The sequence below is a fragment of the Algorimicrobium bowmanii genome (genome assembly GCF_054031195.1).
Genome location: NZ_CM132929.1, coordinates 662,521 through 680,120 on the forward strand (window position 1 = coordinate 662,521; position 17,600 = coordinate 680,120).

Here is a 17,600-nt window from a genome sequence, read left to right on the forward strand (position 1 = left end):
CATTAAATTAATAGCGTAAAAGTAACGCATTATTTATTTTAGCTGAAATTAAATTCAGTAAGCCTTAAAAAGCAATCGTATTGTGGCTTAATAACTACTTTTAAAATATATTTTTCATGAAAATTATTTCATACAATGTAAACGGCATTCGTGCGGCACTAAATAAAGGATTTATCGATTGGCTTTCAGCTGCCGATCCCGATGTAATTTGTTTACAGGAAATAAAAGCCATGAAAGAGCAACTAAATATTGAGCTTTTTGAAGAAGCTGGCTATAAATATAATTACTGGTTTTCAGCTCAAAAAAAAGGCTATAGCGGTGTTGCTATTTTGAGTAAAACAGAACCAAACCATATAGAGTATGGTACAGGAATAGAGTCTATGGATTTTGAAGGTCGTAATATTCGTGCTGATTTTAATGGTGTGTCGGTTATGAGTTTATACTTACCTTCCGGTACTAATTCAGCACGCTTAGAGCATAAGTTTGAATATATGGACATGTTTCAAGATTATATAAATGCCTTAAAAACCGATATTCCAAACCTCGTTATTTGTGGTGATTATAATATATGTCATGAAGAAATAGATATACATAACCCTAAGATGAAAGGTGTTTCAGGTTTTTTACCAGAAGAACGTACTTGGTTAGGGAATTTTATAGGTAGTGGGTTTATAGATTCGTTCCGATATTTACACCCAGAAAAACAAACTTTCAGTTGGTGGAGTTACCGCGCTAATTCTAGAGCTAATAATAAAGGTTGGCGTTTAGATTATGCATTGGTTTCACAACCACTACAAGAAAAAATAAAAAGAGCCGTTATACTTACAGATGCGGTTCATAGTGACCACTGTCCAATATTAGTAGAAATAGAAAATTAATGCCCCAATTATAAAATATAAAAGAATGAAAAATTATTTAATAGTATCTGCACTTTTACTGGCTTTATCAACTTCTTGTGTGTCTCCAAAAGTATATAAAGACCTAGAAGGAAAATATAATACCTTAAAAAAACAGAATGGCGAATTGTCTAGTGAGAATTCGACATTAACTACGGAGAAAAACCAAGCGCTGAATGATTTAGATGCCTTGCAAAAAAACTACGATCAAACTTTAGCAGAGCGAAATAAACTTCAGAAGGATTACGATGAATTGAAATCGAAATTCGATGTTTTAAAATCATCATACGATGCTTTGGAAACAAATAGTTCGGCTGCCATAGCTGAAAACACGAAAAAAAATCGTGAATTATTAGCGCAGTTAGAAGCAAAAGAACAAGCCTTGGAAGCTGAAAATGCTCGATTAGAAAAGTTAAAGCAAGAACTTGGTGATCGTTCAAATCGTGTAGCAGAATTAGAAGGTATGATTGCTGCTAAAGATGCCGATATGAAACGTTTAAAAGATGCTATTTCTAATGCATTAACCGATTTTGAAGGCAAAGGTCTAACTGTTGAACAACGTGGAGGTAAGGTTTATGTTTCTATGGAGAATAAATTATTGTTCCAATCAGGTAGTTGGGCAGTTGGTACACAAGGAAAGAAAGCTGTTAACCAATTGGGTGCAGTACTAGCGGATAATCCTGAAATAGCTATTCTTATTGAAGGCCATACAGATAATGTACCATACAGAGGTAATGGTCAATTAAGCGGGAATTGGGATTTATCTACAAAACGCGCTACAGCTATTGTAAATATTTTACGTGACAATGCTCAAATAAAACCTGAAAATTTAACAGCAGCAGGGCGTGGAGAGTATGCGCCAATAGCAACAAATGATACAGCTGAAGGGCGTGCTAAAAACAGACGTATAGAAGTTATTTTAACGCCTAAGTTAGATGAGATTTCTAAATTATTAAATGACATATAGGTAGTAGTTTTATTCCTGAAACCTATTTTTTTATTTTTAAGTTATGATTTATACCAATTTACCACATACCGATATTAAAGTTAGTAAGCTTTGCTTGGGTACTATGACCTGGGGAAATCAAAACACCCAGGAAGAGGGGTTTTCTCAAATGGATTATGCTTTTAATCAGGGAGTCAATTTTTTTGACACCGCCGAATTATATCCTGTACCTGCGCAAGCTGACACCTATGCTGAAACAGAGCGTATAATTGGTAATTGGTTTAAAAAATCAGGGAATAGATCAAAAGTTGTTCTAGCTTCTAAAATAGCGGGGCCGGGTGATTATACGGTACATATTAGAAATAATGGTTTTAGTCCTGATGCTTTGGTTGATGCTGTGAATCAAAGTTTAAAAAGGTTGCAAACCGATTATTTAGATCTTTATCAGTTGCATTGGCCAGAACGGCAAACCAATACATTTGGTATTCGGGATTATAAGCATCATTTAAATGATCCGTGGGAAGATAATTTTCAGGAAGTTTTACAAACCTTAGAAGGGTTAATAACTGCTGGTAAAATTAGACATGTAGGTGTTTCAAATGAAAAGGCATGGGGCACTATGCGTTTCCTAGAAGAGTCAAAAAAGCACAAGCTACCACGTATGATTACCATACAAAATGCCTATTCTTTATTAAATCGGGTTTTTGAAGGCGATTTAGCTGAAATTTCTATACGTGAAAACATTGGATTGTTGGCTTATTCTCCAATGGCTTTTGGTGTGCTTTCGGGGAAATATATTAAAAATCAAGATACCCCTAACTCCCGATTAAATTTGTTCTCTAGATTTTCACGTTATAGTAGTGAGCAAGCAACTAAAGCCACTGCATGTTATTTGAAAATTGCAGAAGAGAATAATATGAGTTTGGCACAATTATCTTTAGCATTTGTTACGCAACAACCATTTGTTACGAGTAATATTATTGGGGCAACCAATTTGAAGCAACTTGAAGAGAATATTAATAGTATTCATGTGCAAATAAATAACGATGTACTCGAAGCATTGAATGCTGTCCATAATTTATATCCAAATCCAGCTCCCTAACAGCTAAATTTCTTAAAAAAACCGTCTAAATGTTAAAATTTGGCAATTCACTTTTCATTTCATCGATGAAATATGTATTTAATCTATTAACCTTATGTTAAAGGTTTCTTGACATTCTTTTTTTATAATTTTAGGAATTGAATTAATAAACAAGCAACCCTTAAATTAGCAGGCTTATTTCTTTTAGAAAAGTGAATTTCATAATAGAAAAACAGGTCTTTTTGTTTACGGGTTGATAGTCAAATGATTAACTAACCTAGATTTAAACAATGAAAAAAATTACTTTATCTATTCTTTTTGGTTTGATATCCTTACTAGGATTTTCCCAAATCGGATTAGTTGAAAACTTCGATGCTGGCTTAACTTTGCCTCCAGGATGGACTGGAGAAGGTTATACTGGATCTGTATTCCAGCCGTGTACCGTAGTTTCCTTGAGAGCCAATTTAAGTGATACCAATTTCTCTGATTTTTTGATTTCCCCAAATATTGTAGGGGACTCAAATGGTACAGACCTAACAGTAGCATTTGACTATAAAATTGTTGATTGGTCTGCTGCAGTTGATGCAACAGGTCCTGGTTGGGGAGAGTTAAATATTCAGTACTCTACTGATAACGGTGGAAGCTGGGTAACTATGGGAACCGTAAACGATACAAATCATGTTACATCTAATACGTGTAATAACATTAGTTTTGTATTGCCAGCTGCTGATATACCTACAGGCTCAGATTTTAAATTAAGATTTGAAAACAATTACTTTTCAGGAAATTATTATTTCTATATAGATAATGTAACAGCTACTCAAGTAGTTGTTGATCCGCCTTCTTGTATTTCTTTAATAGAACCAACAAATGGCGCTTCAGGTGTTTCTATTAATTCTAATTTAAGTTGGACAACAGCAACAAATGTTCCTCAAGGTTATACATTATCTGTTGGTACAACGCCAGGAGGAACTGAATTAGTTGATAATTTAAATGTTGGTTTATCTACAACTTATGATTTACCAGTCTTAGAATATTCAACAGTTTATTATGTAAGTATCATTCCTTTTAACGGTAATGGTCCTGCTTTAAACTGTCCTGAGTTCTCTTTTACAACTGGTGCCGATCCAAATGCTCCGGTTGATTGTGATTCAGGTATTCCGGTTAATACTGTTTTTTGTTACACGAGTAATGAAACAACAACATGGAGTTTCCAAAGTTCTTCAGGAGGTCCATTAAATGTGTTTTTTAATTCAGGTACTATAGAAGCTTGTTGTGATGAGGTTACCATCTATGATGGAACTGATAACACAGGAACTGTTTTATACGATGGAAATAATGGTGGTGATATGACAGGTGTTTCTGTTAATAGTACAACTGGTTTCCTTTTTATTGAAATTGATAGTGATAGTTCTGTTAGTTGTGCTCAAAGTAGTACGTATGAATCACTTGATTTTGATGTGTCTTGTCTAGACTTAACAGCGCTTCCTAATTGTAATGCTTCTTTAACAGAGCCTTTAAATGGTGCTATAGGCGTAGGTGAAAACACCAATTTAACTTGGAGTGCAGCTTCTATACTTGTTACAGGTTATACTATAAACATGGGTACAACTCCAGGTGGTACTGATGTTTTAAATAATTTTGATGTAGGTAATGTTTTAACTTACGATCCAGGTGTGTTAGTTTACGATCAAACATATTATGTAACAATTATTCCTTACAATGATAATGGTCCTGCAGAAGGATGTAATGAAGAAAACTTTACAGTTAAAGCTGATCCAAATCAAGTTGTAGATTGTGATATAAATGAAGTTATAAATACAGTACACTGTTATGAAAACAATGAAATCACAGAGTGGTGGTTCGCATCTTCAAACGGTAACCCTATTTCAATTACATTCAATGCGGGTGTTTTAGATGAGAGTGCTTTTTCAGGAAACTCTTGGGATGATTTATTTATATACGAAGGAACTGATAATACAGGAACTTTACTCTATGATTCTAATGATGGAATTATTGGTAATAGTGATTTAACAGGACTTACTTTTGTTTCTAATTCTGGAAACTTATACTTATTCTTTGATTCAAATGGATTTACAGATTGCGAATCTAGTGACGATATCGTTCCAATGGATTTCGATGTTGCCTGTGTAGATACTACAGCATTACCAAACTGTAATGCCTCTTTAGCTTTGCCAGCAATAGATGGTGCTATTGATATTGATGAGGATCAAGATTTAAATTGGACAGCAGCTAGTGTATTAGTTACTGGATACAGAATTAATATGGGTACTACTCCAGGAGGAACTGATGTTCTAGATAATGTAGATGTTGGAAACGTATTAACTTACGATCCAGGAACATTAAATTATGAAACTACTTACTATGTAACTATTATACCTTACAATGATAATGGTTCTGCTACAGGATGTACAGAAGAAAGTTTTACAGTAAGAAATAATCCGTTCCAAATAGTTGATTGTGATATAAACGAAATAGTAAATACTGTTTTCTGTTATGAAAATGGAACTAATACGTTTATTGAAACTTTTAGTTTTGAAAGTTCTAATGGTAACCCATTAAATATGTTCTTCAACTCAGGAACTATAGAATCTTGTTGTGATAATATTAGAATAACTGAAGCCGATGGTACGGTTATTTATGAAGGTAATAATGGCGGTGATTTAGCAGGTTTATCTCTTACATCTGATGGCGATACAATGATTATGTATTACGAATCTGATAGTTCAGTTAGTTGTGAAAGTGGTAGTCGTACACCATGGGATTTTGATGTATCTTGTGTTGATGTTGATGCTGTGCCAAACTGTAATGCTGCTTTATTAGAGCCGTTAAATGGAACTTTAGATGTTAATGAAAATATGGACTTAACTTGGAGCGTTGCTTCAGTATTAGTTGATGGTTACACATTATATATGGGTACTACTCCAGGAGGAACAGACGTTTTAGATGGTGTAGATGTTGGCGATGTGTTAACTTACGATCCAGGTTTATTAGCTTATGGAACTACTTACTACGTAACAATTATACCTTACAATGCTAATGGTCCTGCAACAGGTTGTACAGAAGAGTCCTTTACAGTACGTGCCGATCCAAATCAAACAGTAGATTGTGAAGCTGGTCAAGTTGTAAATACAGTACATTGTTATGAAAATGGAAATAACCAATACGAAGAAATTTACAGTTTCCAAAGTACTTCAGGTTACCCATTAAATATTTTATTCAACTCAGGTACAATCGAAACATGTTGTGATACTATTAGAATTGAAGATGGTGCTGGAAATGTACTTTACCAAGGTACAGGAAATGCTGGCGATCTTACAGGTTTAACATTCACGTCTAATGATGACAGAATTGTTGTATTTGCAGAAGCAGATGGTTCTGTGAGCTGTGAAAGTGGTTCTCGTGATCCATGGGATTTTGATGTTTGGTGTCAGACATGTGTTCCACAGACTGTTACCTTCGATGTTATTAATGGTGACTGTACTACCGATCCAGATAACCCAGTTTTTGAAGTAGCAGTTGATGTTACTGATTTAGGTGATGCTAGTTCTTTAACAATTACTGATAACCTAGGTTCTGCTCCTACTAATGTTACAGAAACAGGTGTAATTGTGTTAGGCCCTTTTGCTGCCAATTCTAATGTTATTGTAACTGTAGCGAATTCAAATGATCCTAACTGTACAATAGAAAGTAATCCAATGGCATTCTTATGTCCTCCACCACCAAACCCATGTTCTATTGTGTTTGCAGGTGAAGATGCAGGTGTTGATTGTGATACTCCAGAAACAACTTTAGAAGCTAACTTCCATTTATATGGTCAAGATACAACTAACTATGAAATTAATGCCATAGATACTTGTCCTACACCTCCAGTTGATGGTGCTACGCCTACAAGTATTAATACGGATGATGTCTGGTCTGAAGTAGTAGACTTAGGTTTTGATTTCTGTTTCTATGGTGGTGTTTACAACCAAGTAATAATTGGTTCTAATGGTGTTCTTAGTTTTGAAATTGAAAATGCAAATACGAACAATGGTTGGGCTATGGATGATGATGATACATTACCAAATTCAACCAATGCAACATTAAGTGAAGCAAATATATTTGGTGTGGCTCATGATATTGATCCATCTGTATGTGGTAGTATTGATTATGTGGTATTAGGATCATCTCCTTACAGACAGTTTGTAGTTAATTATAACGGAGTTTGTCACTTTGGTAGTGCTTGTAACTCTAATACATCTACGTCCCAAATAATTTTACATGAATCATCAAATAACATTGATATTCATATATTAAGCAAACCAACTTGTACAAGCTGGAATGACGGTTTAGCTGTAGTGGGTCTACAAAGTGTAGATGATTCAGCAGCTACAACGCCTCCAGGTCGTAACACTGGTGTTTGGACTGTAACAGAATCAGAATCATGGAGATTCTCTCCTTCTGGAACACCTAACTATACTTTACAATGGTCTGATGAAGATGGAAATGTAGTTGGAACTGAAGATACTGTAACGGTTTCTCCAACTGAAACAACAACTTATACGTTTGAAGTTACTTATGATTTATGTACTGGCGGTCAAGCAACAGTATCTGATGATGTTGAGGTAGTTTACACTAACTTATCAACTTTTGATGCTTCTTTTGAAATGACTGCAGGTTGTTCAACTGCAACAGCAACAGTTTTAGGTGATGTAGGTGGTGAATTTACATTTAACCCAGATCCTGCTGATGGCGCTGTAATTGATGCCGATACGGGTGAAATCACAAATGGTGTTTCTGGTACAACTTATACAGTTGTATATACTGTAGGTGCAGACAACTGTCCAGCAGCAACTACTGAAACTGTAACGTTAGATACTGCAGGTGACGCGTCATTTACATTAACTGCTAATTGTGATGGTGCGGTAGCAACAATATTAGGTGAAACAGGTGGAACATTTAGTTTCAACCCAGATCCTGCTGATGGTGCTGTAATTGATCCTGCAACCGGTGAAATATCTAATGGTGTTTCTGGCGCAACTTATAATGTAGCTTATACTATTTCTGGTACTTGTGATGCTACTACTACAGAAAGTGTAACAGTATTACCAAGTGGTGATGCTTCATTTGCAATGACCGCTAACTGTACAGGAGCAACAGCAACAATCTTAGGTGATGTTGGTGGTGTATTTGAATTTGCTCCAGATCCTGCTGATGGTGCTGTAATTGATCCTGTAACAGGTGAAATTACTAACGGTGTTCCAGGTGCTTCATATACTGTATTGTATACAGCATTAGGAACTTGTGCAACGTCAACAACACAAGATGTAACTATTCCTGCTCTAGAGGATGCTACTTTTGTAGTTAATACTCCAGAATGTGACGGTGTAACAGTAACTGTTACTGGTGATGCGAATGGTACGTTTACCTTTAACCCGTTACCAACTGACGATGCTACAATAAATGCAAATACAGGTGCGGTTTCAAATGCTGAGCCAGATACAGAATATACTATCGAGTATACTACTGCTGGTCCTTGTGCTGTTTCTTCAACTGTTACATTTACAACAGATGCTTGTATAACACGTGTTATTCCTGAAGTAATTACTCCAAATGATGATGGGTTTAACGACACATTCGACTTAAACGGTTATGAAGTAAGTAGTCTTGAGGTATTTAACCGTAATGGTATTAAAGTATTTAGTAAAACGGACGGATATACTAATGAGTTTAGAGGTATTGCTGACAACGGCGATGAATTACCTGTTGGAACTTATTTCTACGTTATGAAGTATCAAGGTGGTAAAGTTAAAACGTCATGGGTATATATCAACAAGTAAACTAACACAACCAAAATTTTATAATGAAAAAACTATATATAATTATCGTATTCTTATTGTCGGCATCGTTCATGCACGCACAACAAGATCCGCAGTACACGCAGTATATGTATAATATGAACGTGATAAATCCAGCCTACGCTGGTTCTTATGATGGGATTGCCGTTGGCGCCCTTTATAGAAGCCAGTGGGTGGGACTAGAAGGCGCTCCTAACACAGGAACGCTTTCTATAAGCGCGCCAGTTGGAAAGCGCGTAGGTTTAGGTTTGTCTTTTATTAATGATGAAATTGGACCTGTAAGAGAAAACAATGTATATGCAGATTTCTCATATACTTTACCCTTAGGTAGTGATAATAAGTTAGCATTTGGTGTTAAAGCCGGTGCTACTTTTCACAAAATTGGTCTTATTGGATTAGATGTTATCGATCCAAATGATCCTTTTTTACAAGAAAACGTTGATGGAGCTACACCTAATGTAGGTGCCGGTGTGTATTTCTACAAGCCTAATAAGTACTATGTGTCGGTTTCTATGCCTAACATGCTTAACTCTGTGCATTTAGATGCTACAAATGGTATTAAAGTAGGTTCTGAAACTCAACACCTTTTTGCAGGTGCTGGTTATGTGTTTAACTTATCAGAAAACTTTGCATTAAAACCACATGCAATGATGAAAATGGCGTTTGATGCGCCTGTAAGTTTTGATGTAAACGCAAACTTGTTTATGTTCAATATTGTTGAAATTGGTGCAGGTTACCGTTTAGAAGATTCGTTTACTGGAATGATTAATTTCATGGTTGCTCCTAACTTAAGAATTGGTTATGCTTATGATAGTATTCAATCAGACTTAAATTATACAACAACTTCATCACACGAGATTTTTATAAACTTTGATTTCAGTTTCTCTAAAAAAGTATCTCGTTCACCACGTTATTTCTAATCACTTAAGCTAAACATAATGAAAAACATTAAAATATTTATAGCACTTATATTAATGAGTAGTTTAAGTGCGACTGCTCAAAATAAAGCAACACAAGCTGCTGATAAGCATTTTGCTAAATACGAGTTTATTGAAGCAATTAAAGACTATACCAAACTTGTAGAGAATGGTAAATCAGATGCCTATGTATATGAACAATTAGGTGAGTCTAATTATAACATATTCAATACGCTAGAAGCAGAGCGTTGGTATGCTAAAGCTTTAGAAACTTCTGATAGTGCCGAATTAACTTATAAGTATGCACAAATGCTTAAAGCTAACGGTAAATATGAAGAGTCTAATGCTCAAATGGCTCGTTTTGCATCTATGCGTCCAGGTGACGATCGTGCAATTGCTTTCAATGAAAATCCAGACTATTTACCTAAAATTTTAGAAAAAGGTAAAAAGTTTAATATTCAAAATTTAGAAATTAACTCTGAAAACTCTGATTTTGGTGGTACAATCAATAATGATCAGTTTTACTTTACATCTGCAAGAAATAATGCTAGACGTAATTATGGTTGGAATGATCAGCCATTTTTAGATGTGTACGTTTCTACTATCCTATCGGATGGTACATACCAAGAAGCCGATCATGTTGAAGGTGATGTAAATACCAAGTATCACGAAGGAACTGTAAGTTTTACTCCAGATGGTAATACAATGTATTTTTCACGAGAAAGCTTCTTTGAAGGTGAATTTGAAAAGGATACACTATCTAACACAAAATTTAGTGTATTACATATGTTTAAAGCTACAAAAGATGGTGATAAATGGCGTAATGTAGAAGCATTATCATTAAACAGTCCTAATTACAATGTAAGTAACCCTGCTGTAAGTTCTGATGGAAAGACTTTATATTTCCATTCTAATATGCCAGGTGGTTTTGGATTATTTGATATCTATAAAGCAGATATCAATGATGATGGAACTGTTGGAGCTCCTGTAAATTTAGGACAGAAAGTTAATACAGAAGGAAATGAGAAATTCCCGTTCGCTAGTTCAAATGGAACTATATACTTCTCTTCTGATGGTCATTTAGGTCTTGGTGCTTTAGATGTATTTTACACGAAAGAGATAGATGGTAAAATGGCTCCAGTACGTAATGCTGGTGTACCTGTTAACAGTAATGCAGATGATTTCGCTTTCTATATGAACGACGAAACAGGTGAAGGTTATATTTCTTCAAACCGTGAAGGAGGTCAAGGTAGTGATGATATTTATATGCTTAAAGAATTACAACCTATTTGTGATGTATTAATTACAGCAACAATTGTTGATGCTAATACAGGTGAGGTTTTAAGTGGAGCAATGGCTTCTATAGTTGATGGTGAAGGCAATAAAATGGCTTCAAAATTAACAAACGAAGAAGGTATAGCTGAATTTATTGTTGAGTGTGAAACAGACACTGAAATTGAAGTAACTTTAGATGGTTATGAAAGTAATAAAGTCGCCGTTGAAGGAACAAGAGATGAAGAAACAGATATTAAGATTCCTTTAGTACCAATTGAAGAAATTGTAGTAGCAGACCGTGTTGAATTAGAACCTATTTACTTCGAGTTTGATAAGTCTAACATTACATCTAAAGCAGCATTTGAATTAGATAAATTAGTTCAGGTAATGAATAAATATCCAGAAATGGTTATTAAAGCAACATCTCATACAGATAGCCGTGGTCCAGCTTCTTATAACGAAGCTTTATCTGATAGACGTGCTAAAACAACTGTTCAATATGTTATTTCTAAAGGTATAGATGCTAGTAGAATAACTGGTAAAGGTATGGGTGAAAACGAACCTAAAGTTGATTGTGGTTCAAACTGTACTGAAGCAGAACACCAATTAAACAGACGTTCTGAATTTATTATTGTTGAATAATAAGACTTTTAAAAAGTCAAACATATAAGCAAAAAAAAAGCTCCGAATAAATTCGGAGCTTTTTTTATTTAATTTGATTACCATCTTTATCGAAAAAGTGGTACTCTAGATATGTGTAAGCATCTCTTGGTAATATTTTTACCCATTTTTTATGTTCAAAATACCATTTTGAACGGATGGATGGAAAGCCTTTTGTTAAAAAGGCTGCTATAAAAGGATGTGTGTTTAAGGTCACCTTAGTATAGTCTTTCTTTAATAGTTGTTCAAGATCATGAGTTATTTTTGGCACAATATTGATTGGTGCTTCTACCTCGACACCATTTTTGGCATCCGGATTTTCCTCACGCGTTTTAATGTTCATTTCTGGACGTACACGCTGTCTTGTAATTTGTACTAAACCAAATTTACTTGGTGGTAGTATTTTGTGTTTCGCTCGGTCATCTTTCATTTCATCACGAAGATGATTGTAAAGCGTTTTTCTGTTTTCAGCTTTTGTCATATCAATAAAGTCGACTACAATAATACCGCCCATATCGCGTAAACGAAGTTGTCTAGCAATTTCTGTGGCGGATATCATATTAACTTCCAATGCTGTTTCCTCTTGGTTTTTTGCTTTGTTGGAACGGTTACCACTGTTTACATCTATAACATGTAATGCTTCCGTGTGCTCTATTACCAAATAAGCGCCTTTTGCCATAGATACAGTTTTACCAAAAGAGGTTTTAATCTGTCTTTCTACACCAAATTTCTCGAAAATGGGAACATTGGATTGATATAATTTCACTATTGATTCTTTTTTAGGTGCAATTTCCTGCACATAATCTTTAATTTGAAGATAAAGCGCTTCATCATCTACATGGATATTTGTAAACGTATCGTTAAAAATATCACGTAATATGGAAGATGCTTTATTCAGTTCACCCAGTACTTTACTTGGATGTTTTGCTTTGTCTAGTTTTTTACACATGGCGGTCCAACGACCTAGCAAGTTTTGTAAATCTTTATCTAGCTCTGCTACTTTTTTGCCTTCAGCTACAGTACGTACAATAACCCCAAAACCTTGAGGCGCAATGCTCTTTACAAGGCGTTTTAAGCGATCTTTTTCTTCTTTGTCTTCTATCTTTTGAGAGATAGAAATACGGTCGGAAAAAGGCACTAAAACAATATATCTACCAGCAATGGAAAGCTCGGAACTAATCCGTGGTCCTTTGGTTGATATGGGTTCTTTAACAATTTGTACTAATGTAGACTGGTTTGATTTAATAACGTCGGTAATTTTACCGTCTTTATCAATGTCTTTTTCAAATGGGAAATTCTTTAAAGAATAATCTTTTAATTTACCTGTGCTTACACGTTTTGTGAATTTTAATAGGGAAGGAAGTTTAGGTCCTAAATCATGATAATGTAAAAAGGCATCTTTTTCATAGCCCACGTTTACAAATGCAGCATTTAAACCCGGAATAGCTTTTCTTATTTTGGCAATAAACACATCACCAACAGAAAAATTATTACCGCCCTCATCCTTTTGCAATTCAACTAGTCTTCCATCCTTTAATAAGGCAAAATCAACAGTATCTGAACTAGATCGAATAATCAATTCTTTATCCATTTTGTTAATTTTAATCTATCATACTTAATAGTATAATAGATGGATTAATACTATTTTCTCTATTATTTGAAAATGTTAAATAATAGAAAGAATACCAAAGCTGTAAACAATACTTGCGTTTACAGTTTTGGTATCTCACAGGATTTTTTAAATCCGAAGAATAACGACATACATTTACATGTAATTCTGTTATTCAATTTCAAAGAACTTGTTGTTTTAAAAACCAAAAAAGTAGTTAAATAACTACTTTTTTTAGTTTACTTCTTCTTTTTGTGACGGTTAGCGCGTCTTCTCTTTTTACGCTTATGCGTTGCTACCTTGTGTCTCTTTCTCTTTTTACCACTTGGCATAAGTTTACTTGTTTTAAGTTAATAATTTAATGTTTTTACTTGACGTCAACATTCGTTTTAACACCTTCCACAAAAACCTTGGCAGGTTTAAATGCAGGTATATTGTGAGCTGGTATTTTAATTGTTGTATTTTTAGAAATATTTCTACCAGTTTTTTCTGCTCTTGTTTTAATTATAAAGCTTCCAAAACCTCTTAAATAAACATTATCTCCACTCTCTAAAGAAGTTTTCACTTCCTCCATAAATGTCTCAACAGTTGCCTGTACATCGCCTTTTTCAATTCCTAATTTTTCAGAAATTTTTGCTACTAAATCAGCTTTTGTCATGTTAATTATTTTAATGTATTGCTATTAATCTAATAAGGGATGCAAATATAGGAATTTAAAATTCAATATTTCAAACCTAATTCATTAAAATTTAAGAATATAAACCTTTACTTTTGTCATTAGCCCATTTTATAAATGCAAATAACTGAAACTTTAATAGCTTGGTACTCAGTGAATAAACGTGAGTTGCCATGGCGAAATACGAATAACCCATACTATATATGGTTGTCAGAAATTATTTTACAGCAAACACAAGTCAAGCAAGGATGGCCTTATTACGAGTCATTTATCACCCAATATCCAACTGTTTTTGATCTTGCGAATGCTCCCGAAGAAGCCGTTTTGAAACTTTGGCAGGGTTTAGGATATTACTCTAGAGCTAGAAATTTGCATGCTACCGCTAAACATATTGCCGAAAACTTGAATGGTGTTTTCCCAAATACATATAAGGAACTATTAAAACTTAAAGGTGTAGGAGATTATACTGCTAGTGCTATTGCTTCAATTTGTTTTAACGAAGTTGCAGCAGTTGTTGATGGAAATGTTTATCGGGTGTTGGCTCGTTTTTATGGAATTAACACACCTATTAATAGTACACAAGGGAAAAAAGTGTTTAAGGCATTGGCTTCCGATATTATAGATCCTAATAATCCGGCCGATTTTAATCAAGCTATTATGGAGTTTGGTGCTATTCAATGCAAACCTAGTAGCCCAGACTGTTCTGTATGTCCTTTAATAGATAGTTGTACTGCTTATATAAAAGGTGAAATAGCTCTGCTGCCAGTTAAAATTAAAGCTAATAAACCTAAAAAGAAGTTTTTTAACTTTCTTGTTTATATAAATGCTTCTGGAGAGACAGTTTTAGAACAGCGTAAAGGAAAAGGTATATGGCAAAATTTATTTCAGTTTCCTTTGGTAGAATCGGATGTCAGTTTAAATGCAGCTAATTTTTCAAAACACATAACTTTAAACACAGACCAATCAGAGGTTACATTATATAATGATACGGATATTGTTCATAAATTATCTCACCAACACCTTTATACTAAGTTTTGGATAATTAAAACAAACCATTTACCTAGTGCAGGTGTGCCAATAAATAAAATAGATACTTACGCGGTACCGGTTTTGATTAAAAATTTTATGGATGCTTTTAATTTTGAAGGTGAAATTTAGCCGGCTCATATTTTTTTACTAATTTTAAGTTTATGAATAGCAAAAGCGTAATTTTGCAGCAAATAGATTATCATGTCAGGAACATTAAATAAAGTAATGCTAATTGGGCATTTAGGTGATGAAGTAAAGATGCATTATTTTGAAGGTGGTGGTTGTATAGGACGTTTTCCTTTAGCTACGAATGAAACCTATACAAACAAACAAACAAATGAGCGCGTAACTAATACGGAATGGCATAATATTGTTGTTAGAAATAAAGGTGCTGAAATTTGTGAAAAATACTTAGGGAAAGGTGATAAGGTATACATAGAGGGACGTATTAAAACTAGGAAATGGCAGGATGAGAGCGGAAATGATAGATATTCTACTGAAATACAATGCTCGGACTTTACATTTTTAACAACTAAAAATGAAAGTGCTAATAACGCATCAAATCCTATGCAACAGCAGCAAGCAGCTCAGCCTAGGCAAGAACCTATTACGCCAAAACCTGAAGTGCAATTACCCGAAGACGATTTACCTTTTTAAAACATTATAAAACCAGCAGTCATTGGATTTAGAACCTCCCAGTTTTTTACCGTTATTTTTCTCCGTTGATTACTCCGTAATTCTTGGAATTATATTATTGTTTCTATTATTGCTCTGTTCTGCTCTTATTTCTGGAGCCGAAGTAGCACTGTTCTCTCTCAATAGCACAGATCTTGAAGAAGGGATAGAAACAAATGAAACCGCTGTAACTATAATTTCCAAATTATTAGAACGCCCTAAGAAACTACTAGCAACTATTTTAGTTGCCAATAACTTTATAAATATAGCCATTGTTATACTCTTTGCTTTTTTAAGTGAAATATTCTTTGAAGGTCTTCAGTCTGCTTGGCTTAAGTTTTTAATAGAGGTGGTGGTCGTTACATTCTTAATACTGCTATTTGGAGAAATATTACCAAAAATTTATGCCAGTCGTAATCGAATGAAGTTTTCGATTTTTATGGCCTATCCGCTGCGAGTTTTAGATGTCCTTTTTTCGCCACTAAGTTTGCCTATGCGAAGTATAACTTTAGGTATCCATAATCAGTTAGGTAAACAGAAATCTAATCTAAGTGTTGACCAGTTGTCGCAAGCACTCGAGCTAACAAGTGAAGCCGATACAACCAAGGAGGAACAGAAAATACTTCAAGGTATTGTTTCTTTTGGTAATACAGATACCAAACAGGTTATGCGTCCTAGAATAGATATTTTTGCGTTAAATATTAATCAGAAATATTTAGAAATTATTCCAGAAATTGTTGAGAACGGTTATTCTAGAATTCCTGTTTTTGAGGAACATATTGATCGTATTAAAGGAATTCTTTACGTAAAAGATTTATTACCATATATAGATAGGAAACAATTTGATTGGACAACATTATTGAGAGAGCCATTTTTTGTTCCAGAAAATAAAAAGCTTGATGATTTAATGGTAGAGTTTCAAGAAAAGAAAGTGCATTTGGCTGTGGTGGTAGATGAATATGGTGGGACATCTGGATTAATTTCTTTAGAAGATATTATTGAAGAAATTGTTGGAGATATTAGTGATGAATTTGATGATGAAGATTTAATTTTCTCTAAATTAGATAACAATAATTACGTTTTTGAAGGAAAAACAGCCTTAAAAGATTTTTATAAAATAATAAAAATTGAGGATGATAGTGCTTTCGAATCTGCTAAAGGAGAAGCCGAAACCCTAGCCGGTTTTATCCTTGAGCTATCTAAAAGTTTTCCTGTAAAAGGGTCTGAAATTCAATTTGAAAATTATGTTTTTATAATTGAAGCTTTAGACAAAAAACGCATTACCCGTGTGAAAGTAACCTTACCTTAGGCTAAAATTAATAAATATGCATTATATGAAGTTTAATAAACTAGTGGTTGTAAGTATTATTCTACTTATTGTGGCTTGTAAAGATGATGTTTTACCTAAGCCCGCAGCTAATTTACGCCTTGAATATCCAACGGCTACTTATAAAAAGTTTGATGCTGGTTTTCCGTTTACTTTTGATAAAAATGAATTAGCTACAGAAATTACTGCTCGAGCTTTAACTCAGGATTCTGGGAGTTATGGTATAGATATTAAATATCCTATGTTGAAAGGCACGGTGTATTTAACCTATAAACCAATTGGGAACAATACACAACGTTTAACAACTTTGCTAAAGGATGCCCAAGGGTTTACACAGGAACACACAGTAAAAGCGGATGAGATTGTAGAGCAAATTTACGAGAATAAAGCGCGAAAGGTGTACGGAATGTTTTATGAGGTAGGAGGAAATGCAGCATCGCAATCCCAATTTTACGTAACCGATAGTATCAACCATTTTTTAACGGGCTCATTATACTTTTATGCCAAGCCTAATTTCGACTCCATATTACCAGCTGCTAAATATCTTCAAAAAGATATCCAGCAAATTATGGAAAGTGTACAATGGAAATAAAAAACAACACCTAATAGTATTCAACCTGACTTTATTGATGGCGGTAATAATACAGA

At 34.2% G+C, this 17,600-nt stretch carries 12 protein-coding genes; 10 read left to right on the forward strand and 2 right to left on the reverse strand.

Translation table 11 applies throughout. The features are described from left to right. Window positions 1-116 precede the first annotated feature (116 nt). The 6 genes from ACW5R3_RS02845 to ACW5R3_RS02870 all read left to right on the forward strand — a co-directional run bounded on the left by ACW5R3_RS02845 (window position 117) and on the right by ACW5R3_RS02870 (window position 11,618). A complete protein-coding gene (locus ACW5R3_RS02845) occupies window positions 117-878 on the forward strand; it encodes an exodeoxyribonuclease III (protein ID WP_456578114.1) in 762 nt (253 codons plus the stop codon). Between the two features lie 25 nt (window positions 879-903). Beyond that, on the forward strand, window positions 904-1,863 hold the full coding sequence (locus ACW5R3_RS02850) for an OmpA family protein (RefSeq protein WP_456578115.1): 960 nt from the start codon (window positions 904-906) through the stop codon (window positions 1,861-1,863). A gap of 43 nt (window positions 1,864-1,906) precedes the next feature. Next, on the forward strand, window positions 1,907-2,944 hold the full coding sequence (locus ACW5R3_RS02855; protein WP_456578116.1) for an aldo/keto reductase: 1,038 nt from the start codon (window positions 1,907-1,909) through the stop codon (window positions 2,942-2,944). A 269-nt stretch (window positions 2,945-3,213) separates the two neighbouring features. Continuing rightward, window positions 3,214-8,766: a T9SS type B sorting domain-containing protein gene (locus tag ACW5R3_RS02860; protein ID WP_456578117.1), complete on the forward strand. Its 5,553-nt coding sequence runs from the start codon at window positions 3,214-3,216 to the stop codon at window positions 8,764-8,766. A 23-nt stretch (window positions 8,767-8,789) separates the two neighbouring features. After that, window positions 8,790-9,704: a PorP/SprF family type IX secretion system membrane protein gene (locus ACW5R3_RS02865; RefSeq protein WP_456578118.1), complete on the forward strand. Its 915-nt coding sequence runs from the start codon at window positions 8,790-8,792 to the stop codon at window positions 9,702-9,704. Window positions 9,705-9,722: 18 nt separating this feature from the next. Then, window positions 9,723-11,618, forward strand: a complete 1,896-nt coding sequence (locus ACW5R3_RS02870; RefSeq protein WP_456578119.1) for an OmpA family protein — start codon at window positions 9,723-9,725, stop codon at window positions 11,616-11,618. Window positions 11,619-11,682: 64 nt separating this feature from the next. On the opposite strand, the gene ACW5R3_RS02875 is transcribed toward ACW5R3_RS02870, so the two are convergent. Further along, a complete protein-coding gene (locus tag ACW5R3_RS02875) occupies window positions 11,683-13,227 on the reverse strand; it encodes an Rne/Rng family ribonuclease (protein ID WP_456578120.1) in 1,545 nt (514 codons plus the stop codon). 385 nt (window positions 13,228-13,612) lie between these two features. Then, complete coding sequence (locus ACW5R3_RS02880) at window positions 13,613-13,903, reverse strand: HU family DNA-binding protein (RefSeq protein WP_019386001.1); 291 nt, start codon at window positions 13,901-13,903, stop codon at window positions 13,613-13,615. Window positions 13,904-14,038: 135 nt separating this feature from the next. On the opposite strand from ACW5R3_RS02880, the gene mutY reads away from it, so the two are divergent. The 4 genes from mutY (at window position 14,039) to gldD (ending at window position 17,544) form a co-directional block, all read left to right on the forward strand. Continuing rightward, complete coding sequence (gene mutY, locus ACW5R3_RS02885; RefSeq protein WP_456578121.1) at window positions 14,039-15,079, forward strand: A/G-specific adenine glycosylase; 1,041 nt, start codon at window positions 14,039-14,041, stop codon at window positions 15,077-15,079. Between the two features lie 72 nt (window positions 15,080-15,151). Beyond that, a complete protein-coding gene (locus ACW5R3_RS02890) occupies window positions 15,152-15,607 on the forward strand; it encodes a single-stranded DNA-binding protein (RefSeq protein ID WP_456578122.1) in 456 nt (151 codons plus the stop codon). A 22-nt stretch (window positions 15,608-15,629) separates the two neighbouring features. Further along, complete coding sequence (locus ACW5R3_RS02895) at window positions 15,630-16,934, forward strand: gliding motility-associated protein GldE (RefSeq protein ID WP_456578123.1); 1,305 nt, start codon at window positions 15,630-15,632, stop codon at window positions 16,932-16,934. Between the two features lie 25 nt (window positions 16,935-16,959). Next, window positions 16,960-17,544, forward strand: a complete 585-nt coding sequence (gldD, locus tag ACW5R3_RS02900) for a gliding motility lipoprotein GldD (protein ID WP_456578124.1) — start codon at window positions 16,960-16,962, stop codon at window positions 17,542-17,544. Window positions 17,545-17,600 lie beyond the last annotated feature (56 nt).